The following is a 24,905-nucleotide window of genomic DNA, read 5'->3' as shown; positions in this document are numbered from 1 at the left end:
AAGTCGCATACTTATAGGGGGGCGTATATTTATTTTTTATAATCGTGTCCGGGAGTAGTTGTATCAAAAAAAAACCCCCCCCCCCCCCCGCCCCCCCCGGCGCGCGCCCCCCCCCCCCCCCCCCCCCCCCACGGCGGTTTTTTGTTTTTTCCCCCGTCGTGTCGGGTCGCGCGTCAGGTCGTCGTCGCGCGATCGATCACTTTGAAGCGCGCACGCTTCTGCGCGCGCACGACCGACTGATACGCCTCCAGATATTGCCGAGCCATGCGATGCGACGTGAAGCGCTCCTCGAAGCGATTGCGCACGCGCTCGCGCGACAGCGTATGCAGACGATTCACCGCGGCCACCGCACCGATTTCATCCTCGACGATGAAGCCAGACACGCCCTCGTCCACCACTTCCGGCACCGAGCCGCGATTGAACGCGATGACCGGCGTGCCGCACGCCATCGCCTCGATCATCACGAGGCCGAACGGCTCGGGCCAGTCGATCGGAAACACGAGCGCGTGCGCGCCCGACAGGAATTCGGCTTTCTGACTGTCGTTGATCTCGCCGACGTACTCGACATACGGCAGCTCCAGCAGCGGCGCAATCTCGCGCTCGAAATACTCGTGGTCGGCGAAATCGACCTTGGCGGCAATCTTGATCGGCAAGCCGCATCGGCCCGCGATGCGAATGGCCGTATCGACGCGCTTTTCCGGCGAAATGCGTCCGAGGAACGCCAGATACTTCTGCTCCACCGGCTGCGGCACGTAGAGCTTCTCCGGCAAGCCGTGATAAACGGTGCTGACCCATTTCGCCTGCGGCAGCGGATGCCGCTGCGCGTCGGAAATGGAGATTACGGGCGCGGTGTTGAACGTATCGAATACGGGCTGCTGCTCGGGCAGATCGAGCCGGCCGTGCATTGTCGTCACGAACGGCGTGTCCTGGCGCTTGAACAGCGAGAACGAGTAATAGTCCATGTGAAAGTGCAGGACATCGAACTCTTCGGCGCGGCGGCGCACGAGTTCCATCAGCAGCATGTGCGGCGCGATGCGGTCGCGGATCGCCGGGTCGAGCCGCAACGCGCGCGGCCACACGGGTTCCAGGTTGGCGCTGGTCTGCGAATCGCCGGTGGCGAAGAGCGTCACCTCGTGACCGAGCTCGACGAGCGCCTCGGTCAGGTACGACACCACACGCTCGGTCCCGCCATAGAGCTTCGGCGGCACCGATTCGGTCAGCGGAGCAATCTGGGCAATTCTCATCGTTCTCGTCTCCATGCGGATATCGACGTGCGGCTGATCGCTTGCCAGCCGCGGCGCGCATCGAGTATGACAGCGGATCGTAAGGCCGGACAACGAGGTTTGCCCTTACGAATCGTTCCGCCATCCGCTGCGATGAAGCCCATTATCGAGTGCGGATGCGCCCGTTCCGGACGTCTCTTGCACTTTCATCGCTCTGTTACAGCACGGAAACATTCGTTTCCGGCGACGGCTACCGTTCGGCGTCGCCGCGCAGATCGGCGAGGAAGTTGTCGCGCCACACGCCAAGATCGTGCTTGCGCAGCGCCGCCATGTTGGTCTCGTAGCGCTGCTTGCGCTCGGCGAGCGGCATCGCCAGCGCGCGGCCGATCGCTTCGCTCGTGCCGACGATATCGTGCGGATTGACCATCACCGCGCCGGTCATTTCATCGGCCGCACCGGCGAACTGGGAAAGCACGAGCACGCCGGGATCGTCGGGGTTCTGCGCCGCGACGTATTCCTTCGCGACGAGATTCATGCCGTCGCGCAGCGGCGTGACGAGCCCGATCTGCGATTCGCGAAACAGCGACATCAGCTTCCAGCGGTCGTATCGCTGATTGAGATAGCGGATCGGCGTGTAATCGAGCCCGGAGTAACGTCCGTTGATGCGCCCCGCTTCGTACTCCAGGTTCTGGCGAATCTGCTGATAGGTTTCGACGTCCGAGCGCGTCGGCGGCGCGATCTGCACGAGCGTGACATTGCCGCGCCACTCGGGCGACTTTTCCAGAAAATGCTCGAACGCGCGGAAGCGCTCGACCAGTCCTTTCGAGTAATCGAGCCGATCCACGCTCATGATGAGCTTACGGCCTTCGAGGCTCTGCTTCAGGTCCATCACGTCCTGACGCGCCTCGCCGCGTTCGGCCTGCTCGGCGATTTCATCGGGAAACACGCCGATGCGATAAACGTTCGTCCGCAGCTTGCGTCCGAACGCCTCGACGTGGCCGTCGGGGGTCGCGGTGCCGTGCGCGTGCCGGACGATGTAGTCGTGAAACGCGACGCGATCGCTTTCCGTCTGAAACCCGACGACGTCATAGCAGCACAGCGACTTCACCAGTTCCTCGTGCGGCGGAATGTTCAACAGGATCTGCGGCGACGGAAACGGAATGTGCAAAAAGAAGCCGATGCGATTCGTGATGCCCGCCGAGCGCAGCGCCTCGGCGAACGGGATCATGTGATAGTCGTGGACCCAGATGATGTCGCCGGGTTCGAGCAGCTTGATGAGCTTGTGCGCGAGCCACGCGTTCACGCGCCGGTAGCCCGCGTACTCGTCCCGGTCGTAGACGGCGAGATCGTTGCGATAGTGGAAAACCGGCCACAGCATCGCGTTCGAGAAACCGCGGTAGTACTGGTCGTAGTCCTTTTTCGGCAGGCCGACGGTCGCAAAGGTCACCGCGCCGTCCTGTTCGAGTTTCGGTCCCTGATTCGCGACGGTTTCGCTCACGACGTCGCCGCTCCAGCCGAACCAGACGCCGCCGCTGTCCTTCAGCGCGCCGAAGACGCCGACGGCGAGCCCGCCCGCGGAGCCCTTGGTTTCGGTCGGCGTGGCGACCCGGTTGGATACGACGACGAGACGGCTCATAGACTTTCCTTTTCCTCTTCGAACGTGATTAACGTGACTTAACGTGACTTTCTCAGCATCAACCCGAAATTTTCGACCCGGAAACGCCGCGCGGGTTTCCGTCAGGTCTTTTCTGCCGGCGCCGGCGCGGTGGACGCCGCCGCGTGCGCCCTCGGGTCCGGCCCGGTCGGCTCGCCGCGGCTCGCGACCGGATCGGCGGCCGTATTCGCCGTGCTTGCCGCGTGTGCCGTGCCCGCCCTTTCGAGCGGCGGCGCGAAATCGACGTGACTTTCCTTGTCGGTCGACAGATCCGCCCGCGCGCGCGGCAGATAGTGCGGATAAGTCGCCTGCACGAAGTTCACGAGCCCTTCGCGCACGCGGCAGCGCAAATCCCAATTCAGCGCCGAGTCGAACGAACTGACGAGCACGCGCAGTTGCATCGCGCGGTCGGTGGCGTCGGTGACCTGCAGCACCTGCACACGGCCATCCCATTCCGGCGCGTGCTCGAGGATGCGCTCCAGCTCCTCGCGCAGCGGCGCGAGCGGCATCCGGTAATCGACATACAGAAACACCGTGCCGATGATCTGCGAGCTGTTGCGCGTCCAGTTCGTGAACGGATTTTCGATAAACCACTGCAACGGCACGATAAGCCGCCGCTGATCCCAGATGCGGATCGACACGTACGTGCCCGTGATTTCCTCGACGCGTCCCCATTCGCCCTGAATCACGACGACATCGTCGAGGCGAATCGGCTGCGACAGCGCGATCTGCAAGCCCGCAATCAGATTGCCGAGCACCGGCCGCGCGGCGATACCGGCGACGAGCCCGGCGACGCCCGCCGACGCCAGCAGGCTCGCGCCGATCTGCCGCACGCTCGGAAACGCCATCAGCGCCGCGCCGAAACCGATGATTACGATCACCACCATCACCGAGCGCGCGAGCACGCGCGCCTGCGTGTGGATGCGGCGGGCGTTGAGATTGTCGTCGGTGTCGAGCGGATGCGCCTGCACGATCGCCTCGCCCACCGCGCCCGCCGAGCGCGCCGCGAGAAACGTGAGCGCGACGATCAGCGCGACGGTCTCGACATCGCGCAGCACGCCGATGAACGGCAGCGTATCGGGCGCCTCGAAGATCATGAAACCGAGCCCGAGGATGATGAGCAGGATGAGCGCGGGCGTGTCGATATAGCGCAGCACGACGCTCATCAGCGGATAAGGACGCGCGATGCGCACGAGAATGCGCGCGCCGATGCGATGCGCGGCAATCGCAAACGCCACCGCGATGACGGCCACGATGAGCGCTCCGGGCCAGGTGCCGAGCGGACGTTCCGCAAGATTCAGGAAATGGTCGAGTGAGAGCATGAGCGTCGCGGGATCAGCCTCGAGAAAGTGAAAGCGGCGAGGAGGATACGGCGGTCGCATCGCACGGATGCGTGGTGCTGCGCGATATTGCGCCAGGTTGCAGACAGCAGCGGCGATGGCCGTCCGGGCGCGGCCGTCGCCTCTTGGTTCAGCAAGCGTGACGCCAGTGCTCCGGCGTCACCAGATGTTCAGCGTTCCGCCTTGCAGGGAAACGCCTTGCCGAGTCCGAGCGAAACCATCGTGGTCGCGTTGAAATCGGCCTTGTCGGGATTGTTGGCGATGTACTTGCGCACCGCGTCCGTAAGCTGCTGCGGCTTCACGTCCGCCGGCAGGCAGAAGTACTGGCCGACCTGCGGCCCGGAGGTTCCGCCGATCGCCTCGATCGTGTTGTAGATGCCGTCCGCCGCGCCTTCGATATAGGCCGCGCAGGCGGTCCGTGAGTTGGGATCCGTTTTGGTGCAGAGCTTGTTCAGATCGTTGCCGGTAAACGCGAACGCACAGACGGGCGTCGCGAGAGCACAGGCGAGGACGAATTCCCGCAGCATGGTCTTCCTTTTATGTTGAGCGGCGGCTTGGTCGGAGCAACGGGTTCGGAGCGATGCGCGGCCGCGCCTGACCGCGCTCGCCCCGTGACTTGATGTCGCGCCGTTATTTTGCACCGTTTGAGCCGCTTTGCGCAGCGCCGCCGCCTTGTTGCATCGAGTCCAGACGCGCCTTCAGACCTTCGGCGACATCTTTCTCGTTGTACTTCTGCGCGAAATCCACCGCCGTCAGGCCGAGCTGATTCTTCACGCGCAGATCGGCGCCCGAGTCGAGCAGCAGCTTGACCGTCGAAAGATGACCGCCGCGCGCCGCCATCATGAGCGGCGTCGTGCCGTTGGGCGAGCCGGCGTCGATATAGGCCGAATGGTCGACCAGAATCTTCACGATGTCGTCATGGCCGTTGGTCGCGGCGTAGTGCAGCGGCGTCCAGCCTTTCTTGTTCACTTCGGCGTCCTTGGCGATCAGCAGATTCACGAAGGTCGCGTCGCCATTGAGCGCGGCAAGCATCATCGCGTTTTCGCCGGCGGGATCGAGCTTCTCGAGATCGGTCTTTGGGTTGTCGGCGAGCAACTGGCCGACCTTGTCGGACTTCTCGCGCGCGGCGATCACGAGGATCGGCGTGCCCGTGTTGTCGACGGTGTTCGGGTCCGCGCCCTGCGCGAGCTGCTTCTTGACCGCCGATACGTCGTCGAACTTGACCGCCTTGATGAGCGAGTCCACGGACGCGGCCCAGACCGGCTGAGCGATCGCGCAGGCCGCCAGCAGCGCGCCGGCGACGAGTCCGCGCACGGCCGTGCCCTTGCGCGCACCGCGCGTCGTGTTCAGAGTGGAAACCATCGGGGAAGTGTTCATAAGTGACCTTCGAATTGCCTTGGAACAGTTTTTTTGCGCGCGGGCCGGCCGCCCTCAGACTGGCCGCGCGATCTTGAAGAGCCGGAAGAAGTTGTCGGTGGTCGCCTGCGCGACGGCCTCTTCCGGCTGCTCGCGCAACTGCGCGATGAAACGTCCGACATAACTCACGTACGCAGGTTCATTCGGCTTGCCGCGATACGGCACCGGCGCGAGGTACGGCGAATCGGTTTCGATGAGCAGGCGATCGATCGGCACGCGCCGCGCGACGTCCTGCACATCGGTTGCCTTCTTGAACGTGACGATGCCCGACAGCGAGATATGGAAATTCTGCGCGAGCGCCCGTTCGGCGATCTCCCACGGTTCGGTGAAGCAATGCATGACGCCGCCCGGCACGTCCGCGCGCTCTTCCTGCATGATGCGCAAGGTGTCGTCCGACGACGACCGCGTGTGGATGATGAGCGGCTTGCCCGTCGCGTGCGCGGCGCGGATATGCGTGCGAAAGCGTTCGCGCTGCCATTCCATGTCGGCGATGCTGCGCCCTTCCAGCCGATAGTAGTCGAGCCCGGTTTCGCCGATCGCGCAAACTTTCGGATGCTTCGCCAGCTCGACGAGTTCCGCGACGCTCGGCTCGCGCATATCCTCGTGGTCGGGATGCACTCCGACCGACGCATAGACGTTTTCGTGCTGCTCGGCGATCGCGAGCACCGAAGGCAGCGTCTCGAGATCCACCGACACGCACAGCGCATGTGTCACGGAATGCGCGCGCATCTTGTCGAGGACGTCGGGCAATCGGTCCGCGAGCCCTTCGAAGTTGATATGACAGTGTGAATCGACAAACATCGGGTGCTCCTTGGTGCATTCCTTGCGGCGCGGCTCGACGGTCTCTGGCCGCTCTGGCCGCTCAGGCCGCTCAGGCCGCTCAGGCCGTATAGATCCCGCGATAGCCCATGAACAGTTCCTCGAACACGAGGCGCGCGTTCAGCGGATGATTTTCCACCGCGCGCTGCCGCGTGACGGTCTTCATGTAGCGCGCGAGCGCGGCCGGATCGGCGCTTTGCGCGCAACGTGCGAGCGCCTTCGCCGCGGCGGGGAAATAGCGCGGACGGCTAGCCGTGCGTTGCGCGAGCAGATCGTAAAGCCAGCGCTGCAACCAGCCGAGCACGAGCGGCATCGGCAGCTTCTGCAGGTTTTCGCCGCACGCGAAGGCATCGCAGTTCGGTCCGGCGGCAAGTTGCGCGAGCGCGAAGTCGCGCAAGGCGCGGTTCTCGTCGTTCGCCAGCGCGAGCGCAGCGAGCGGCGCGCCGCCGGCCTGCGCGAGGAGCGCCGCCGGATCGTCGACGCCTTGCGACGCGAGCCACGCACTCGCTTCGTTCGCCGGCGGCACGCTCATCGGCCATTGGCGGCAGCGGCTGATGATAGTCGGCAACAGCCGGTCGACGCGCGCCGACACCAGCAGGAACACGACGCCCGACGGCGGTTCTTCGAGCGTCTTCAAGAGCGCGTTCGCCGCTGCGACGTTGAGCGCCTCGGCCGGATACAGCACGACGACGCGCAAGCCGCCCCGATGCGAGCCCACGCCACAGAAATCCAGCAGCCCGCGCACCTGCTCGATCTTGATTTCCTTGCTCGGCGTGCGGGTCTTCTTGCCTTCTTCGCCATCGGCTTTGTCGGCGGGAGCGTCGGCTGCGTCGCCGGTTGCGGCAAGGCCCGCGAGCGCTTCGGGCAGCACCGCGCGGTAATCGGGATGATTGCCTTGCGAGAACCAGTGACACGCCGGACAAGTCCCGCACGGCTCGCCATTCGCGGCGGGCGTTTCACACAGCAAACCCTGCGCGAGATGCTGGGCGAACTGCAGCTTGCCGATGCCCGCTTCTCCGTGCAGCAGGAGCGCGTGCGGCCAGTGCGCGCGCAATTGCTGCAGACGCTGCCAGTCGTCGGTTTGCCAGGGATAGATCATCGATAGATTCTTTTGAATTCAAACGCTTGCGATAACTTCTTCGAGCTTTCTGCGAATCTCGTCGATGGAGCGCGTCGAATCGACGATGAAAAAGCGCCGCGGCGATTCATCCGCGCGGCGCAGATACTCGCTGCGCGTGCGCTCGAAAAATGCCTCGGATTCGCTCTCGAACTTGTCGGGGGCGCGCGCGGCCGAGCGGCGCTCGCTCGCGGTGTCGGTCGGCACGTCGAAAAGCACGGTCAGATCGGGCTGGAAACCGCCCTGCACCCAGCGTTCGAGCGCTTCGAGCTTGTCGCGCGGCAGACCGCGGCCGCCGCCCTGATACGCGAACGTGGCGTCGGTGAAACGGTCCGACAGCACCCAGTCGCCGCGCGACAGCGCCGGTTCGATCACCTGCGCCAGATGCTCGCGGCGCGCGGCAAACATGAGCAGCGCTTCGGTTTCGAGGTCCATCGGCTGATTCAGCAGGATGCCGCGCAGGGTTTCACCGAGCGGCGTGCCGCCCGGCTCGCGCGTCATGACGACCCGATGCCCGCCCGGTTCCACTTTGGCTTCGAGCCGTTCGCGGAACCAGTCCAGATGCGTGGTCTTGCCCGCGCCGTCGATGCCTTCGAACGTGATGAACTTGCCGCGCGCCATTCATTGACCCCGGATGTATTTGTCGACGGCCTTGTTGTGGTCGCCGAGATTGTCGGAAAAGATGCTGCTGCCGTCGCCGCGCGACACGAAATACAGCGCGTTGCTCGAGGCGGGATTGAGCGTGGCGTTCAGTGCGGCCACGCCGGGCAGCGCGATCGGCGTCGGCGGCAGGCCCATGCGCGTGTAGGTATTGTACGGAGTGTCCGTCTGCAGGTCCTTTTTCTTCAGCTTGCCGCCGTAGGCCGGGCCTAAGCCGTAGATCACGCTCGGGTCCGTCTGTAGCGGCATGCCGATGCGCAGCCGGTTCGCGAACACCGCCGCGACGAGCGGCCGGTCCGCAGCGCGCCCCGTCTCCTTCTCGACGATGGACGCCATCACGAGCGCCTCATAAGGCGTCTTGTAAGGCAGATTCGGTGCGCGCGTGTTCCACGCTTCCGTTAGGCGCGCCTGCATCAGCCGATACGCGCGTTTGTAGACGGCCAGATCGCTCGTGCCTTTGTCGAACAGATAGGTGTCGGGGAAGAACAGGCCCTCGGCGGACGCCTTGTCGACTTCGGCCGCGCCGATCGCGCGCAGCAGGTCCGTGTCGGTCATGCCGACGGTGTCGTGCTTGAGCGCGGGATTGCTGTCGAGCTCGCCGCGCATTTTCTGCAGCGTCCAGCCTTCGATGACGGTCGCGACATATTCGTTGACGTCGCCGCGCGCGATCTTCTCCAGCACCTCATAAGGCGTGATGCCGGTCTTGAATGCGTAATTGCCCGATTTCAGTTGCGCGGACAGGCCGAGCACGCGCGTCATCAGCACGAAAAGCTCGGGCTCGACGGGCACGCCCCCGCGGTTCAACTGGGCGCTTACGCTGCGCAGGCTGCTGTGGGGCTTGATGGTGACGTCGAGTTCGGGCGTCGGCAATTCCATGGGCCGGTTGGCCCACCAATACACGCCGCCCGCGACGGCTGCCGCGAGCACGGCGGCGAGCACCGCTGCCACGACGCATTTCTTCAGAAAGGACATGCGAAACACGCTTGAGATAAGACCAATATAATAACTTGCCGCCTGCGCCAGAGCCGCATTCCCGGGCCCGCGCCCAAACGATAGGATTGACAGCCCGCCGACTCATGAATTCCCAGACCATCGCTCTCGCCGCTTCAGACTTCGATTCCGTCAAGACCGCCGGCGCATACATGCCGCTCACCCAGTTCGGCGTGATCGACGTCAAGGGCGAGGACGCCGCCTCGTTCCTGCACAGTCAGCTTACGAACGACGTCCAGCATCTCGACGCGTCGACCGCGCGTCTCGCGGGCTACTGCTCGGCCAAGGGCCGGCTCCTCGGCTCGTTCCTGATGTGGCGCACCGCCGACGCCGTGCGTCTCCTGATCGCACACGACGTGCAGGCGGCCGTGCAGAAACGCCTGTCGATGTTCGTGCTGCGCGCGAAGGCGAAACTCACCGACGCGACGCCCGAAGTGGCCGCCGTCGGCTTCGCGGGCGACGTGCGCGCGGCGCTCTCCGGCATTTTCGATGCGCTGCCCGACGGCGTGCACGTCAAGGTCGAAGGCCCGCACGGTTCGCTGATCCGCGTGCCGGACGCGGCGCATCGGCCGCGCTTCCTGTGGGTCGGCCCGAAAGCCGATGTCGAGGCGCAACTCGCGAAACTCGATGAAAAACTCAAGCGCGTGCCCGAGCAGATGTGGGACTGGCTCGACATCCACGCGGGCGAGCCGCGCATCACGCACGCGACGGTCGAGCAGTTCGTCCCGCAAATGGTCAACTTCGACGTGCTCGGCGCGGTGAACTTCAAGAAGGGCTGCTATCCCGGGCAGGAGATCGTCGCGCGCAGCCAGTATCGCGGCACGATCAAGCGGCGCACGGCGCTCGCGCACGTCGAGAGCGCGACGCCCGGCGCGGAGCTCTTTCATTCGGACGATCCCGGCCAGCCGTGCGGACTCGTCGTCAACGTCGCGCCCGCGGAGCATGGCGGCGTCGATTGTCTCGTCGAGATCAAGCTCGCGGCGCTTGACAATGGCTCGGTGCATGTCGGTTCCGCCGATGGCCCCGCGCTTACGTTCGTGCCGCTGCCCTACGCGTTTCCGGCCGACGCCTGAGGTCGAGCGCGCATGTGTCTGATCGTCTTCGACTGGCAACCCGCGGCGTCGCAGGAAAACGGCCGCGCATTGCTGACGCTTTCCGCCAATCGCGATGAATTCTTTCGCCGCGACGCCGAACCGATGCACTGGTGGCAAGACGCGCCAGACGTGCTCGCCGGCCGCGATCTGACGGGCGGCGGGACGTGGCTCGGCGTATCGCGCGACGGGCGCTTCGCGGCGCTGACCAACTATCGCGCGCCGGGCGACATGCAGCCGAATGCGCCGACGCGCGGCACGCTCGTGAGCGCTTTTCTCGCGGACGAGCGCATGGCGCCGCTCGACTATCTGCAGGGCGTGGCGCGCGAAGGGCATCGGTATAACGGGTTCAATCTGCTTTGCGGCGACTTCTTGCGGCGCGAACTCGGCTGGTACGGCAATCGTGCCGACGCGCCGCCCGCTTTGCTCGATGCGGGCGTGCACGGTTTGTCGAACAGCCTGTTGAATACGCCGTGGCCGAAGCTCGTCGCGCAGCGGGAGGCGCTGTGCGATCTGATTCACGCCGATGAACGCCCGTCGCTCGATGTGCTCATCGAGACGTTGCGCGACCCGCGCATCGCGAACGACGAACATCTGCCATCGACGGGGATTTCGATCGAGCGGGAGCGCGTGCTGTCGGCGGCGTTCATCGAAACGGCCGATTACGGCACGCGCAGCACGACGGCCTTGCGCGTGAATCCGGCGGCGCTCGGGTTAGCGCTGGAAATCAAGGAACGCAGCGACGATGACGGCTCGCATCGCGTCGTGAGGCCGGGGGCGTTTGAGCGGGCTTTTTCGTTTGAGATCGGTTGATCAGCGTTTCCTTCGCGTGAGATACAGAGGATCGCAGCGATCAGCACGACGGCAATGGCATCGACCGCAACGAGCGCGGGAAGAGGATCGGTCCACTTGTCCATGTTCGTCGTGCGCGCGTAGTACGGCGGACCGTCGCCGTATGCTTCATTGAGGTTGTACACATTCAATGTGGCGACGAGAAGCAAGATGAACAGCGCGCCGAGATAGATGAAGGAGCGAGGCGTTTTCCTGGTCATGGGCCGATAATTCGGATTCTAATCATGGGTGAGCCAGCTTCTACAGCGTCCCGAACGCCTCCCGCAACGCCCTCACCGCATCCGCGTGCGCCGCCGCTACTTCCGGCACGAAACCGCCCATCTTGAAGAATTCGTGAATCATGCCTTCGTAGCGCTTGAGCGTGACCGGCACACGCGCGTCTTCGAGTTTCGCCGCGAACGCAGTGTCTTCGTCGTGTAGCGGGTCGTAGTCCGCCGCCGCGATCCACGCCGGCGCGACGCCCGCGAAATCCGGCGTACCGCGCGCCGCATCGAGCGGCGCGAAACGCCAATCGTCGCGATCGCGATCATCACGCAGATACTGCGCGAAAAACCACTGAATCGTTTCGCCTGAAAGCAGATACCCGTCCGCGAGGCGCGCATGGGAATCGCTCTTCTGCCACGCGCTCGTGCCCGGATAGATCAGCAATTGCAGTTTCAGGTCGATGCCCGCATCGCGCGCGAGCACCGCGCACACGATCGCGAGCGTGCCGCCCGCGCTGTCGCCGCCAACCGCGAGCCGCGCCGGATCGATGCCGAGCGTCGGAGCCTCGCGCGCCAGCCATTGCAGCGCATCGAAGGCATCGGTCACGGCGACGGGAAACTTGTGCTCCGGCGCAAGCCGGTAATCGACCGATACGACCGCGCATTGCGCATCGTGCGCGAGCTTGCGGCACAGCGCGTCGTGCGTCGCCACGCTGCCGACCGTGAAGCCGCCGCCGTGAAAATAAAGAAGCCCCGGAGAAGGCTGCGCCCAGCTCGGCTCGATCGGATGATAGACGCGCACGCCGATCGTTGCGCCATCGCGCACGGGAATCCGCAGATCCTCGATGGCGTGCACCGGCAATGGCGCGATATCGAGAATCTGCGCGCTCATCGCGTAGGCTGCGCGCGCCTCTTTCGGCGTGAGCGTGTGATACGGCGGTCGATTCGCGCGCGCGACCATCTCCAGAATTTGCGCGATCTTTGGATTGAGCGGCATCGGCGGAAAGAGCGTCAAAGGGACACGATCATGCCACGAACCGTGCACATCAACGCGGACGTTTCAGGGACATCGGATCGGTCGGGTTGCGCAGTTGCGCGATATCGTCGAGCCGCAGTTGCACCGACGGCATGATGGCCGGATGCGTGATGACATAGAAGCGCCCTTCGCGCACCGCATCGAACGTCAAATCGGCGATGTCGCGCGCCGACAGCTTCCCGCCCTCTACCGCCCGCGTGAGTTGCCGCGCCGCGAGCTTTTGCGAGGCGGTGTACGGCGCGTCGTTGGCGAGCGCGTCGGGGCGCGAGCGCTCGGCATCCGCGATGCCAGTCGGCACGAACGCCGGACACAGCAGCGACACGCCGATCATCGACGCGCCCGCCAGCCGCAAATCGTGATGCAGCGTCTCGGTCAGCGCGACGACCGCGTGCTTCGATGCGTTGTAGACGCCCATCGCGGGCGCGGCGAGCAGGCCCGCTACCGACGCCGTATTGACGATATGCGCCGGCTCGTTCTGTTCGAGCATGATCGGCACGAACGCGCGCAGGCCGTTCGCGACGCCCATGACGTTCACGCCGAAGACCCATTGCCAGTCGTTCGCGCTGTTCTCCCACACGAAGCCGCCCGCGCCGACGCCCGCGTTGTTGAAGAGCATGTGCACGCGGCCGTAAGTGTCGAGCGATGCCTGCGCGAGCGCGTGCACCTGAGCGGCGTCGGATACGTCCGTCGTGATGCCGATCGCGTCGCCGCCCGCCGCGCGTAGCGCATCGACGGTCGCGGCGAGCCCGGCGGTGTCGAGATCGGCGAGCACGAGCTTCATGCCGAGCGCCGCGCCCTTCTTCGCGAACTCGCGCCCGAATCCGCTGCCCGCGCCCGTGATGACGGCGACCTTGCCTTCGAAGCGATCCATCACACGAGTTTCACCAGTTGCTTGCCGAAGTTCTTGCCGCGCAGGAGGCCGAGAAATGCCTCAGGCGCATTCTCGAGCCCTTCGGCGATGCTCTCGCGAAAATGCAGCTTCTTCGTCGCGACACGTTCGCCGAGTTCCTTCAGCGCCTGCGGCCAGACATCGAGATGTTCGGAGACGATGAAGCCCTGCAGCTTCAACCGCTGCGTGAGGATCAGCCGCGGCGCGTCCAATTGCGTCGGCTTGCCGTCGTAACCGGAGATCATCCCGCATACGGCGATGCGCCCGAACGCGTTCATGCGCGCGAGCACGGCATTGAGCACGTCGCCGCCGACGTTCTCGAAGTAGCCGTCGATGCCATCGGGCGTCGCGGCTTTCAGATCTTCGTGCAGCTTGCCGGCCTTGTAATCGACGCACGCATCGAAGCCGAGCGTCTCGACGACATAGCGGCACTTGTCCGCGCCGCCCGCGATGCCGACCACGCGGCAGCCCGCCGCCTTCGCCAGTTGCCCGACGACGCTGCCCACCGCGCCGCTCGCCGCCGACACGACGACCGTCTCGCCCGCCTTCGGCTCGATGATGCGGTTCAGTCCGTACCACGCCGTGACGCCCGGCATGCCGACCGCGCCGAGATACGCGGAAAGCGGCACGCGCGAGGCATCGACCTTGTTCAGGCCGGTGCCGTCGGATGTGCCGTATTCCTGCCAGCCGAACATGCCGACGACGCTATCGCCCGCCTTGAACGCCGGATTGCGCGATTCGCTCACGACGCCCACGGTGCCGCCGATCATCACTTCATCGAGCGGTTGCGGCGCGGCGTACGACTTCGCGTCGTCCATGCGGCCGCGCATGTACGGATCGAGCGACAGATAGTGATTGCGCACGCGCACTTCGCCGTCCTTCAGCGGCGCAAGCGGCGTCTCGACGAGCCTGAAATTCGACACTGACGCCTCGCCTTGCGGACGCGACACGAGCAGAATTTGTCGGTTGATCTGTGCGTCTGCCATGCTGAACCTCCTTCGCTCGAATGGTGTTCAGGCGTCGCTCGGACCGGGCGTCGCCTTCGGATCGGACCGCATCTTCTGCCGGACGATGTCGCGCCCGACCGCGAGCCGCTTCATGTACTTGAACGTGCCGAGCGCCTTTGCGACGAAGTGGCCTTCGCTGTCGCGAATCTCGCCTTCGCAATAAGCCATCGTCGTCGAGCGATGCAACACGCGGCCGTAACCGCGCAATTCGCCGCGCCCCGGCTGCATGAAATTGACCTTCATCTCGACGGTGACGACGCCGATGCCATCGCCCGCGACGCTGCGTGCGGCGAGCGCCAGCGATGCGTCGAGCATCGTCATCGTGACGCCGCCGTGCGCGATGCCCCAGGTGTTCAGGTGTTCGTCGCGAAGCGGCAGCCGCACTTCGCTTTCGCCGTCCTGCGCCTTGACGAGCTCGACGCCGAGCGTATCGATGAACGGGCTCTCGAGCGCGACGCCGTTGCTTGCAGGTTGATCGGAAGAGGACATCGCGCTCACACTTCGTAGTCGACGCATTGACGCGCTTCGCGGATCGCCGCGACGAAGTCCTTCAGCGCCTGATGTTTCGGATGCACCTGATACGCTTCGAGCGCCGCCTTGTCGTCGAAGTCGGACACGAGCACCACGTCATAGGTGCAATCGAAACCCGGCTGCGCGGTGCCGACTTCGAAATGCCCTTGCCCTTTCACGATGCTGCGGCAGGTTTCGAGCTTCGCCTTCAGCTTCTGCGCGTTTTCGGCGCGGCTCGCGCCCTCGGCGTTTTCCTTCAGCTTCCACATGACGATGTGACGTAGCACGGCGACTCCTGTTATCGAACGAATCTCGAAGCGTAGCAAAAATCGCCGGGCCGCAAATGCTCACACGATTTCGAAAAGGCCCGCCGCGCCCTGTCCGCCGCCGATGCACATCGTGACCACGACGAACTTCGCGCCACGCCGCTTGCCTTCGATGAGCGCGTGACCCGTCAGGCGCGCGCCCGACACGCCGTACGGATGCCCGACCGCGATCGCGCCGCCGTTCACGTTCAGGCGCTCCTCGGGAATGCCGAGCCGGTCGCGGCAATAGAGCACTTGCACGGCGAACGCTTCGTTCAGCTCCCACAAGCCGATATCGTCGACGGACAGGCCCGCGCGCTTCAAAAGCTTCGGCACGGCGAACACCGGACCGATGCCCATTTCGTCCGGCTCGCAGCCCGCGACCGAGAAGCCGCGAAAAATGCCGAGCGGCGCGAGACCTTCCTTCTCGGCGAGCGTCGCGCTCATCACGACGCACGCCGACGCGCCATCCGAGAACTGGCTCGCGTTGCCCGCCGTGATGACGCCGCCAGGCAGCGCGGTGCGAATCTTCGACACGCCTTCGAGCGTCGTATCGGCGCGGATGCCTTCGTCGGCGGCGAGCGTCACTTCTTGCGTGAACATGCGCCCCGTCGCTTGATCGGCGATGCCGGCAAGCACGGTGATCGGCACGATTTCATCGTCGAACTTGCCCGCCGCCCGCGCCGCCGCCGCGCGCTGCTGCGAGCGCACGCCGTATTCGTCCTGCCGCTCTTTCGATATCTCGTAGCGCTTCGCGACGTTCTCGGCGGTCTGCAACATCGACCAGTAGATTTCGGGCTTGTGTTGCCTGAGCCAGCCTTCGGTCAGCATGTGACGGTTCAGCTCGTTCTGCACGCACGAGATCGATTCGACGCCCCCCGCGACGAACACATCGCCCTCGCCCGTCATCACGCGCTGCGCGGCAAGCGCGATCGTCTGCAAGCCCGACGAGCAGAAGCGGTTCACCGTCATGCCGGGGACGGAAACCGGCAAGCCCGCGCGCAACGCGATCTGCCGCGCGATGTTCGCGCCCGTCGCGCCTTCCGGATTCGCGCAGCCCATGATGACGTCCTCGACGCGCGCCGGATCGATGCCCGCGCGTTCGACGACCGCCTTCGTCACATGGCCGCCGAGCGTCGCGCCGTGCGTCATGTTGAGCGCGCCGCGCCACGATTTGGCGAGCGCGGTGCGCGCCGTCGATACGATGACTGCATCGGTCATGTCGTTGCCCCCGCTTTGAGAATTTCGTCCGAGCTCACGCGTTGCACGCCCGCATCGCGCATGTCGTTCCATGCTCGGTCGAGCGAGCCGTTCAGATCGATCGCGCGGCACGCGTCCTCGATCACGATGACGTCGAAGCCCGCCGCACGCGCATCGAGCGCGGACCACGCGACGCAATAGTCCGTCGCCAGTCCGGCGAGCCACACGCGTCTTGCGCCGACGTTGCGCAGATAGCCTTCGAGACCGGTCGGTGTCGAACGGTCCGCTTCGAGAAACGCCGAATAGCTGTCGACGTGTTCGTGGTGCCCCTTGCGAATCACGAGCCGCGCGTGCGGCACATGCAGATCGCGATGCAGCGCCGCGCCTCGCGTGTCCTGCACGCAATGCACCGGCCACAGCACCTGTTCGCCGTAAGGCAAGGTCATCGTCTCGAATGGCGCGCGGCCCTCGTGATTCGCCGCGAACGACACGTGCGAGCGCGGATGCCAGTCCTGCGTCAGCACGACATGCGGGAACGCGCGCGCAAGCCGATTGATGACCGGCACGACTTCATCGCCGTGTGCGACGGCAAGCGCGCCGCCCGGCATGAAGTCGTACTGCACGTCCACGGCGAGGAACACGTCTTCGACAGGTTTGATATCAGCCATTGAAGCGTCCATTCGATTGCGCGAGTTCGGTGACGCGCGCGGCGGGTTGCCACGCGTTGCCGTTGGCCTGCTTCGCGTATTTGCGCATCGCGCGTTCCACGTTGTAGAGGCCGATGGTGTCCGCATACAGCATCGGGCCGCCGCGCCAGAGCGGAAAGCCGTAGCCCGTCAGATAAACCATGTCGATGTCCGACGCCTTGCCCGCGATGCCTTCCTCGAGAATCTTCGCGCCTTCGTTCACGAGCGAAAGCACGAGACGCTCGACGATCTCTTCATCGCGGATCTTGCGCCGCTCGACGCCGCGTTCCTTCGAATACGCGACGATCATGTCATCGACCACGTTCGACGGCAGCGCGTCGCGCTTGCCCGGCTGATAGTCGTACCAGCCCGCGCCGGTCTTCTGGCCGAAGCGGCCCATCTCGCACAGACGATCCGCGACGCGCGAATAATGCAGCTCCGGCTGCTCCCGATAACGCCGCTTTCTGATCGCCCAGCCGATGTCGTTGCCCGCGAGATCGCTCATGCGAAACGGCCCCATCGCGAAGCCGAAGTTTTCGATCGCGCGATCGATCTGCGCCGGCAGCGCGCCTTCCTCCAGCATGAAGAGCGCTTGGCGGATGTACTGCTCGATCATCCGGTTGCCGATGAAGCCGTCGCATACGCCCGACACCACCGCCGTCTTCCTGATTTTCTTCGCGAGCTGCATGACCGTTGCGAGCACGTCCTTTTCGGTCTTCGCGCCGCGCACGACTTCGAGCAGCTTCATCACGTTCGCGGGGCTGAAGAAGTGCATGCCGATCACGCCGCCGGGACGCTTCGTGAACGAGGCGATGGTGTCGAGATTCAACGTCGATGTATTCGATGCGAGGATCGCGCCAGACTTTGCGATTTCGTCGAGCTGACGGAAGACCTGTTCCTTCACGCTCAAGTCTTCGAACACGGCTTCGACGATCAGATCGGCCTGGGCCAGATCGCCAAAGGCAAGCGTCGGCGCGATGAGCGCCATGCGCTCTTCGACCTTTTCCTGCGTGAGCTTGCCCTTCTTGACCTGCGCCTCGTAGTTGCGCCGGATCGTCGCGATGCCGCGATCGAGCGCGTCCTGCTTCGTTTCGAGCAGCACGACGGGCAGGCCGGCGTTGAGAAAGTTCATCGCGATGCCGCCGCCCATCGTGCCCGCGCCGATCAGGCCGATGCGCTCGATCTTCCTCACGGGCGTGTTCGACGGGACATCGGCGATCTTGGCAGCCGCGCGTTCGCCGAAGAACGCATGCCGCAACGCGCGGCTTTCGGGCGTCTGCACGAGCGCGAGAAAGCATTCGCGCTCGAAGGCGAGACCGCGCTCGAAACCTTCCTTCACGCCTTTTTCGATTGCATCGATGCACTTGTGCGGCGCCGGGAAATGCTTCGCGACTCCCGCGACACTGTTGCGCGCGAACTGGATGAAACCCTCGGCGTTCGGATGCTCGATCTGACGATCGCGGACTTTCGGATGCGGACCGCCGCGATCGGCGGCCCGGCGCGCGAACGACAACGCGCTTTCCAGCAGATCGCCGTCGGCGAGTTCATCGAAAAGCGCGGTTTGCGCGAGCTTTTCTGAGGGCACCGGCGCGCCCGACACGATCATGTTCAGCGCCGTTTCCAGCCCGACCACGCGCGGCAGACGCTGCGTGCCGCCCGCGCCCGGCAAAAGCCCGAGCTTCACTTCCGGCAGCGCGATCTGAGCACCGGGCACGGCGACGCGGTAATGCGCGCCGAGCGCGAGTTCCAGACCGCCGCCCATCGCGACGGCGTGAATCGCCGCGACGACGGGCTTCGCGCTCGCTTCGAGCGTCGCGATGACGGTCATGAGCGTCGGTTCCTGCGTGGCTTTCGGCGTGTTGAATTCGGTGATGTCCGCGCCGCCCGAGAACGCCTTGCCCGCGCCGATGATGACGATGGCGCGCACGTCGGCATCGTCGTTCGCGCGCTCGACACCTTCGACGATGCCGAGCCGGGTCGAATGCCCGAGACCGTTGACTGGCGGATTATCGAGCGTAATGACGGCGACGCCGTCGCGGATCGTGTAGTCCACTGCCATGAACGTGTCTCCTGTCGACCGGATATGAAATCAATTGTGGGCGATCGGGGCAGAATACACAAAAAAGCACGATCGTTCAAACGACGCGTTTCGCGCCAATCGATCGCCAGAAATGCACGAAGCCCCGGCGCGCGCACCGCGAGCCGGGGCTTTCGATGACGCAAGAAAAAGCTAGACCGGATTCTCCGCGGCGTTGGGCAACACGTAATCGCGAAACTGCTCGCGCAGGCGCACTTTCTGCAGCTTGCCCGTCGCGGTGTGCGGCAGTTCCTCGGCGAACACGACATCGTCCGGAATCCACCACTTCGCGACCTTGCCCTCGAAATGCGCGAGCAGTTCCTCGCGCGTGACGGTCGCGCCCGGCTTCAGCACCGCGACGATCAGCGGCCGCTCGGTCCACTTCGGATGCGAGCACGCGATGCACGCCGCTTCCGCCACCTGCGGATGCGACACCGCGATGTTCTCCAGATCGATGGAGCTGATCCATTCGCCGCCGGACTTGATTACGTCCTTGCTGCGATCGGTGATCTGCATGAACCCGTCTTCATCGATGGTCGCGACATCGCCGGTCGGGAACCAGCCGTCGACGAGCGGAGAATCATCCCGGCGAAAATACCGGTCGATGACCCACGGCCCGCGCACATGGAGATCGCCGAACGATTTGCCGTCCCACGGCAGTTCGGTGCCGTCGTCGCCGACGACTTTCATGTCCACGCCAAAGAGCGCGTGGCCCTGCTTTTCCAGCGAGCGGCGCTGCTCGTCGAGCGGACGCTGCTTCTGCCTGAAACTGAGGCGCGACAAGGTGCCGAGCGGCGACATCTCCGTCATGCCCCACGCGTGGATCACTTGCACGCCGTACTCTTCCTCGAAGATGCGCAGCATCGCGGGCGGACACGCCGAGCCGCCGATCACCGTGCGCTTCAACGTCGAGAAACGCACGTTCTGCTGCTTTATGTACGTGAGCAGGCTCATCCACACCGTCGGCACGCCGGCGGAATACGTGACGCCTTCGGCTTCCATCAATTCGTAGAGCGACTTGCCGTCCAGATCCTTGCCGGGAAAGACGAGCTTCGCGCCGACGAGCGGCCCCGCGTGCGGAATGCCCCATGCGTTGACGTGGAACATCGGCACGACGGGAAGGATCGCATCGCTCGACGATGCGCCCATCGCGTCCGGCAACGCCGCGCCGTACGCGTGCAGCACCGTCGAGCGATGCGAATACAGCGCGCCTTTCGGATTGCCCGTCGTGCCCGACGTGTAGCAGAGAAACGATGCCTGACGCTCATCGAGCATCGGCCATGCGTAGTCGCCGTCGTGCTCGCCGATGAGGCTTTCGTAGCTCATCACCGGCACGCTCATGTTCGACAGATGTTCGGCGATGCACGCGGCATCGCCGAGCGCGATCCAGCCCTTCACGTTCGGGCACTGCGGCGCGATCAGTTCGACGAGCGGACCGAAAGTCATGTCGAAGCAGACATACGAATCGTCCGCATGATCGATGATGAACGCGATCTGATCCGGAAAGAGACGCGGGTTGATCGTGTGACACACGGCGCCCATGCCGCTGATGCCGTAATAGCATTCGAGATGTCTGTAGCCGTTCCACGCGAGCGTGCCGATGCGCTCGCCCTGCTCGACGCCGAGCGCGGTCAGCGCCTGCGCCAGTTGTTTCGCGCGCTTCTCGCAATCGCGGTAGGTGTAGCGGTGGATATCGCCTTCGATGCGCCGCGACACGATCTCGTTGTCGCCGAAGTGGCGTGAGGCATGAGACAGCAGGGACGACGCGAGCAGCGGTATGTCCATCATCTGCCCGTAGAGCGGCGACGTCATAGGCGAAGTCCTCGAATCTGGCGAATGCTGATCGGATGGCCGGGCCGCGCTCTGCAGGCCCGCGGGCGCGGAATTACAATATCGTTTAACTCAGAGGCGCTCAACATGTCGTTTTCCCCAAGCAATGCCGTGCGCGCGGCGCGCGACGAGACGCCCGCCGACGCGCGTTCCGTGAACGAAATCGCCAGCGCGATCCGGGTCGGCGAGCCGGGCTCCTTCGCCGCGCTCGGCACCGCTTTTCTCACCCGTCTTCCTGCCGCGCCCGTTCCCGATCCGTATCTCGTCGGGATGTCGCGCGAGATGGCCGAAACGCTCGGATTCGATCCGCAAGTCGCCACCGGCCCTGAGAAAGACGCGTTCGCCGCCTTCTTCGCCGGCAATCCGACGCGCGACTGGCCCGCCGATGCCCTGCCCTATGCCGCCGTCTATTCGGGGCATCAGTTCGGCGTGTGGGCGGGACAACTGGGCGATGGCCGCGCGCTGACGCTAGGCGAAGCGGAGCACGACGGCGCGCGTCTCGAAGTGCAACTGAAGGGCGCGGGCCGCACGCCCTATTCGCGCATGGGCGATGGCCGCGCGGTGCTGCGGTCGTCGATCCGCGAGTTTCTGTGCTCGGAAGCGATGCATCATCTCGGCATCCCGACGACGCGCGCGCTCACCGTCATCGGCTCGGACTTGCCGGTGCGGCGCGAGATCGTCGAAACGGCGGCGATCGTCACGCGCGTGTCGCCGAGCTTCGTGCGCTTCGGCCACTTCGAGCATTTCTATTCGAACGATCGCATCGACGAGCTGAAGACGCTCGCCGATCACGTCATCGACCGGTTCTATCCGCATTGCAGGGATGCCGACGATCCGTATCTCGCGCTGCTCGACGAAGCCGTGCGCTCCACCGCCGATCTGATGGCGGAGTGGCAAGGCGTCGGCTTCTGCCACGGCGTGATGAATACCGACAACATGTCGATCCTCGGCCTCACGATCGATTACGGTCCGTTCGGCTTCATGGATGCCTTCAACGCGCATCACGTCTGCAATCATTCGGATACGCAAGGACGCTATTCGTATGGGCGCCAACCGCAGGTCGCGTACTGGAATCTCTTCTGTCTCGCGCAGGCGCTCGTGCCGCTCTTCGGCGCGAATCTGCCCGAGGAGGGCCGCGCCGAGCGCGTGGTGGAAGAGGCGCAAAAGGTGATGGAGCGCTACAAGGATCGCTTCGGGCCCGCGCTCGTCGCGAAGATGCGCGCGAAGCTCGGCCTCGATATCGAGCGCGAAGGCGACGACAAGCTCGCCAACGGTCTCTTCGAAATCATGCATGCGAATCGCGCGGACTTCACGCTGACGTTCCGGAACCTGTCGAAGCTCTCGAAATCCGACGCGAGCCGCGACGCGCCCGTGCGCGATCTGTTCCTCGATCGCGCCGCATTCGATGCGTGGGCCGCGCAGTATCGCGAGCGCCTCGCCCACGAGCCGCGCGACGACGCCGAGCGCGCCGCGGCGATGAATCGCGTGAATCCGAAGTACGTGCTGCGCAATCATCTGGCGGAAAACGCCATTCGGCGCGCGGCGGAAAAGGATTTTTCGGAAGTGGCGCGTCTTCTGGACGTGCTGCGCCATCCATACGACGAACAGCCCGAATACGAAGCCTACGCGGGCCTGCCGCCCGACTGGGCGAGCGATCTCGAAGTCAGTTGTTCTTCGTAGGATCGCCCTCATATACCAGGCCTTCCCGGCCAGATCAAAGGAACGACAGATGAGCCACGACGCCACCCCGACGAGCTATCCGCTGCAAAAGGACGACGCCGAGTATCGCCGCGAACTCGACGACATGCAGTACCAGGTCACGCGCCACGCCGCGACCGAGCGCCCCTTCACGGGCAAATACTGGGATCACAAGGAGCGCGGCGTCTATGACTGCGTGTGCTGCGGCACGCCGCTGTTCGAATCGGACACGAAGTTCGACGCCGGCTGCGGGTGGCCGAGCTACTTCAAGCCGATCAACGGCGAAGTGATCCAGGAGAAGACCGACCGCTCGCATGGCATGCTTCGCATCGAAGTCGTGTGCAAGAACTGCGGCGCGCATCTCGGCCACGTCTTCGAGGACGGCCCCGCGCCGACCGGCCTGCGGTATTGCATCAACTCGGCTGCGCTACAATTCGAACCCAAGTAAGCGCGAGCCCGTCCATTTCGTCGTACCGGCGCCCGCCGCTTCTCGCGGGCGCTTTTTTCTCGCGCGCCTCGCATCCATCCGATGCCCATCACGTCCGCACGCCAATGAAATTTCTGTTCGATCTGTTTCCGATCATTCTCTTTTTCGTCGCATTCAAGGTCTGGGGCATCTATACCGCGACGGCGGTCGCGATCGCGGCGACGCTCGTGCAGATCGCCTGGGTCGCGTTTCGGCATCGCAAGGTCGATCCGATGCTGTGGGTCAGTCTCGGCGTGGTCGTCGTGTTCGGCGGCGCGACGCTCGTGCTGCACAACGATACCTTCATCAAATGGAAGCCGACGGCGCTCTACTGGCTCTTCGCGTTCGCGCTGATCGTCGCGCAGATCGGCTTCAGAAAGAATCTCATCGAAGCGATGATGGGCAAGCAGATCGTGCTGCCGCATCGCGTATGGGGCCAGTTGAATGTCGCCTGGGCGGTGTTTTTCGCGCTGCTCGGCATCGTCAATCTTTTCGTCGCGTATAACTTCACGACGGATCAGTGGGTGAACTTCAAGCTCTTCGGAGCGACGGGCTGTCTCGTCCTGTTCATCGTCGCGCAAAGCTTCTGGCTTGCGAAATACATGAAGGAGGACGGGCAATGAGCGCATCGTTCGATTTCACGAGCGCATCGGCGGCGGACAAGATCGCGCATCTCGAAGCGCGTTTGAATGCCACGCTGCAGCCGCAGTCGGTGCATATCGACGACGACAGCGCCGCGCACGCGGGCCATGCGGGCGCGGCCGCCGGCAGCCATTACACGGTGACGATCGTCGCGGAATGCTTCGCGGGCAAGGCACGCGTGGCGCGACATCGACTGGTGTATGATGCGCTGGCCGAGGAGATGCGGCGCGGCGTGCACGCGCTCGCGATCCGGGCCTACACGCCGCAAGAGTTCGCAGAACAATTCGAATAAACCCGCGCGCGGTTCGACCCTAAGCCTTCCCTCTTAAATCTCGCCTTTGAAGGCGTCTGTTTGTTCAGTTAGGAACCTCCGATGACTTTGAAAAAAACCCGCGTCTGGGTGTTGCTGGCTGCTTTCGCGGCTGCTCCTGCGTTTGCGCAAAACATCGCCGTCGTCAACGGCACGCCGATTCCCACGTCGCGCGCCAATGCGCTCGTGAAGCAACTCGTGGCGCAAGGTCAGCAGGATTCGCCGCAGCTTCAGCAGGCGGTGCGCGAGGAACTCATCAACCGCGAAATCCTGATGCAGGAAGCCGCGCGCGAAGGCATCGCGACGCGTCCCGACGTGAAGGCGCAGGTCGCCGTCGCGCAGCAGACCGTGGTGTTGCGCGCGCTGATCGAAGATTTCGTGAAGAAGAACACGCCGACCGACGCCGAGATCAAGGCGCGCTATGACGAGCTCGTCAAGCAGAACGGCGGCGGCAAGGAACTGCATCTGCATCACATTCTCGTCGAGGACGAAGCGCAGGCGAAGGATCTGATCGCGAAGATCAAGGCCGGTGCGAGCTTCGAAGATCTCGCGAAGCAATATTCGAAGGACCCGGGATCGGGCAAGAACGGCGGCGATCTGGACTGGTCCTCGCCTTCGGCTTACGTGCCTGAATTCGGGACGGCCGCGGAGAAGCTGAAGAAGGGCGAAATGACGTCCGAGCCGGTGAAGACGCAGTTCGGCTGGCACATCATCCGTCTGGACGATGCGCGTGATGTCGCCCCGCCGCCGTTCGATCAGGTGAAGGCGCAGATCGCGCAGCAAATGCAGCAGGAAAAGCTGCAAGCGTTCGAGGAAGGCTTGCGGAACAAGGCGGTGGTGAAGTAAGCGCGCTTGCTTGTTCGTTGGTAACAAAGCCGCCCTTC

The 24,905-nt window shown here is 64.4% G+C and carries 24 protein-coding genes and 1 pseudogene; 7 read left to right on the top strand and 18 right to left on the bottom strand.

The window, feature by feature from the left end:
- Positions 1-173: 173 nt before the first annotated feature.
- From NCR93_RS07025 to mltG, 9 genes are all read right to left on the bottom strand, one after another.
- Positions 174-1,244, bottom strand: a complete 1,071-nt coding sequence (locus tag NCR93_RS07025) for a glycosyltransferase family 4 protein (RefSeq protein ID WP_008349671.1) — start codon at positions 1,242-1,244, stop codon at positions 174-176.
- Positions 1,245-1,473: 229 nt separating this feature from the next.
- Positions 1,474-2,859: an alpha,alpha-trehalose-phosphate synthase (UDP-forming) gene (gene otsA / locus NCR93_RS07020; protein WP_175982897.1), complete on the bottom strand. Its 1,386-nt coding sequence runs from the start codon at positions 2,857-2,859 to the stop codon at positions 1,474-1,476.
- 101 nt (positions 2,860-2,960) lie between these two features.
- Positions 2,961-4,199 carry a mechanosensitive ion channel family protein gene (locus tag NCR93_RS07015; protein ID WP_175982898.1) on the bottom strand — a complete coding sequence of 413 codons (1,239 nt, stop codon included), beginning with the start codon at positions 4,197-4,199 and terminating at the stop codon, positions 2,961-2,963.
- 188 nt (positions 4,200-4,387) lie between these two features.
- Positions 4,388-4,744, bottom strand: coding sequence for a Rap1a/Tai family immunity protein (locus tag NCR93_RS07010; RefSeq protein WP_008349679.1), 357 nt, complete (start codon positions 4,742-4,744; stop codon positions 4,388-4,390).
- A gap of 103 nt (positions 4,745-4,847) precedes the next feature.
- The gene (locus tag NCR93_RS07005; protein ID WP_008349681.1) at positions 4,848-5,579 is read right to left on the bottom strand and encodes an ankyrin repeat domain-containing protein; all 732 of its coding nucleotides are present in this window, start codon (positions 5,577-5,579) and stop codon (positions 4,848-4,850) included.
- A gap of 69 nt (positions 5,580-5,648) precedes the next feature.
- Complete coding sequence (locus NCR93_RS07000; RefSeq protein ID WP_175982899.1) at positions 5,649-6,434, bottom strand: TatD family hydrolase; 786 nt, start codon at positions 6,432-6,434, stop codon at positions 5,649-5,651.
- 79 nt (positions 6,435-6,513) lie between these two features.
- The gene (locus NCR93_RS06995) at positions 6,514-7,551 is read right to left on the bottom strand and encodes a DNA polymerase III subunit delta' (RefSeq protein WP_250532192.1); all 1,038 of its coding nucleotides are present in this window, start codon (positions 7,549-7,551) and stop codon (positions 6,514-6,516) included.
- An 18-nt stretch (positions 7,552-7,569) separates the two neighbouring features.
- Positions 7,570-8,190 carry a dTMP kinase gene (gene tmk / locus NCR93_RS06990; RefSeq protein WP_175982901.1) on the bottom strand — a complete coding sequence of 207 codons (621 nt, stop codon included), beginning with the start codon at positions 8,188-8,190 and terminating at the stop codon, positions 7,570-7,572.
- The gene (gene mltG / locus NCR93_RS06985; RefSeq protein ID WP_008349688.1) at positions 8,191-9,201 is read right to left on the bottom strand and encodes an endolytic transglycosylase MltG; all 1,011 of its coding nucleotides are present in this window, start codon (positions 9,199-9,201) and stop codon (positions 8,191-8,193) included.
- 104 nt (positions 9,202-9,305) lie between these two features.
- On the opposite strand from mltG, the gene ygfZ reads away from it, so the two are divergent.
- Positions 9,306-10,292: a CAF17-like 4Fe-4S cluster assembly/insertion protein YgfZ gene (ygfZ, locus tag NCR93_RS06980; protein ID WP_008349691.1), complete on the top strand. Its 987-nt coding sequence runs from the start codon at positions 9,306-9,308 to the stop codon at positions 10,290-10,292.
- A 12-nt stretch (positions 10,293-10,304) separates the two neighbouring features.
- Positions 10,305-11,123 (top strand): NRDE family protein, encoded by an 819-nt coding sequence (locus tag NCR93_RS06975; protein WP_175982902.1) that lies wholly within the window; start codon positions 10,305-10,307, stop codon positions 11,121-11,123.
- Between the two features lie 279 nt (positions 11,124-11,402).
- Here NCR93_RS06975 and NCR93_RS06965 read toward each other — a convergent pair whose 3' ends face one another.
- From NCR93_RS06965 to NCR93_RS06925, 9 genes are all read right to left on the bottom strand, one after another.
- Positions 11,403-12,362 (bottom strand): alpha/beta hydrolase, encoded by a 960-nt coding sequence (locus NCR93_RS06965; RefSeq protein WP_008349697.1) that lies wholly within the window; start codon positions 12,360-12,362, stop codon positions 11,403-11,405.
- Between the two features lie 49 nt (positions 12,363-12,411).
- Positions 12,412-13,272, bottom strand: a complete 861-nt coding sequence (locus NCR93_RS06960) for an SDR family oxidoreductase (RefSeq protein WP_175982903.1) — start codon at positions 13,270-13,272, stop codon at positions 12,412-12,414.
- Positions 13,272-14,276 carry an NADP-dependent oxidoreductase gene (locus tag NCR93_RS06955; protein ID WP_175982904.1) on the bottom strand — a complete coding sequence of 335 codons (1,005 nt, stop codon included), beginning with the start codon at positions 14,274-14,276 and terminating at the stop codon, positions 13,272-13,274. Before NCR93_RS06955 ends, NCR93_RS06960 begins: the two co-directional genes overlap by 1 nt.
- Positions 14,277-14,303: 27 nt before the next feature.
- Complete coding sequence (locus NCR93_RS06950) at positions 14,304-14,786, bottom strand: PaaI family thioesterase (RefSeq protein ID WP_008349701.1); 483 nt, start codon at positions 14,784-14,786, stop codon at positions 14,304-14,306.
- Between the two features lie 5 nt (positions 14,787-14,791).
- Positions 14,792-15,094, bottom strand: coding sequence for a Dabb family protein (locus NCR93_RS06945; protein WP_061161325.1), 303 nt, complete (start codon positions 15,092-15,094; stop codon positions 14,792-14,794).
- A gap of 60 nt (positions 15,095-15,154) precedes the next feature.
- Positions 15,155-16,333, bottom strand: coding sequence for an acetyl-CoA C-acyltransferase (locus NCR93_RS06940; protein WP_175982905.1), 1,179 nt, complete (start codon positions 16,331-16,333; stop codon positions 15,155-15,157).
- A complete protein-coding gene (gene pncA / locus NCR93_RS06935; protein WP_249798848.1) occupies positions 16,330-16,980 on the bottom strand; it encodes a bifunctional nicotinamidase/pyrazinamidase in 651 nt (216 codons plus the stop codon). The genes NCR93_RS06940 and pncA overlap by 4 nt, the downstream gene beginning before the upstream one ends.
- On the bottom strand, positions 16,973-19,057 hold the full coding sequence (locus NCR93_RS06930) for a 3-hydroxyacyl-CoA dehydrogenase NAD-binding domain-containing protein (RefSeq protein ID WP_250532191.1): 2,085 nt from the start codon (positions 19,055-19,057) through the stop codon (positions 16,973-16,975). Before NCR93_RS06930 ends, pncA begins: the two co-directional genes overlap by 8 nt.
- A gap of 171 nt (positions 19,058-19,228) precedes the next feature.
- Positions 19,229-20,887 carry a 3-(methylthio)propionyl-CoA ligase gene (locus NCR93_RS06925; RefSeq protein ID WP_008349706.1) on the bottom strand — a complete coding sequence of 553 codons (1,659 nt, stop codon included), beginning with the start codon at positions 20,885-20,887 and terminating at the stop codon, positions 19,229-19,231.
- Between the two features lie 216 nt (positions 20,888-21,103).
- Here NCR93_RS06925 and NCR93_RS06920 point away from each other — a divergent pair.
- From NCR93_RS06920 to NCR93_RS06900, 5 genes and pseudogenes are all read left to right on the top strand, one after another.
- Positions 21,104-22,585 (top strand): annotated as a pseudogene (locus tag NCR93_RS06920) (protein adenylyltransferase SelO); the annotation flags it as partial.
- Positions 22,586-22,634: 49 nt separating this feature from the next.
- Positions 22,635-23,051: a peptide-methionine (R)-S-oxide reductase MsrB gene (gene msrB / locus NCR93_RS06915; RefSeq protein ID WP_008349708.1), complete on the top strand. Its 417-nt coding sequence runs from the start codon at positions 22,635-22,637 to the stop codon at positions 23,049-23,051.
- 104 nt (positions 23,052-23,155) lie between these two features.
- On the top strand, positions 23,156-23,692 hold the full coding sequence (locus NCR93_RS06910; RefSeq protein WP_008349709.1) for a septation protein A: 537 nt from the start codon (positions 23,156-23,158) through the stop codon (positions 23,690-23,692).
- Positions 23,689-24,003: a BolA family protein gene (locus tag NCR93_RS06905; RefSeq protein ID WP_008349710.1), complete on the top strand. Its 315-nt coding sequence runs from the start codon at positions 23,689-23,691 to the stop codon at positions 24,001-24,003. The genes NCR93_RS06910 and NCR93_RS06905 overlap by 4 nt, the downstream gene beginning before the upstream one ends.
- An 81-nt stretch (positions 24,004-24,084) precedes the next feature.
- Positions 24,085-24,867 (top strand): peptidylprolyl isomerase, encoded by a 783-nt coding sequence (locus tag NCR93_RS06900; protein ID WP_175982907.1) that lies wholly within the window; start codon positions 24,085-24,087, stop codon positions 24,865-24,867.
- The last annotated feature ends 38 nt before the right edge of the window (positions 24,868-24,905 follow it).

The organism is Caballeronia sp. ATUFL_F1_KS39 (genome assembly GCF_023630985.1).
GTDB lineage: Bacteria > Pseudomonadota > Gammaproteobacteria > Burkholderiales > Burkholderiaceae > Caballeronia > Caballeronia zhejiangensis.
This window is presented reverse-complemented; position numbering and strand designations above follow the sequence as displayed.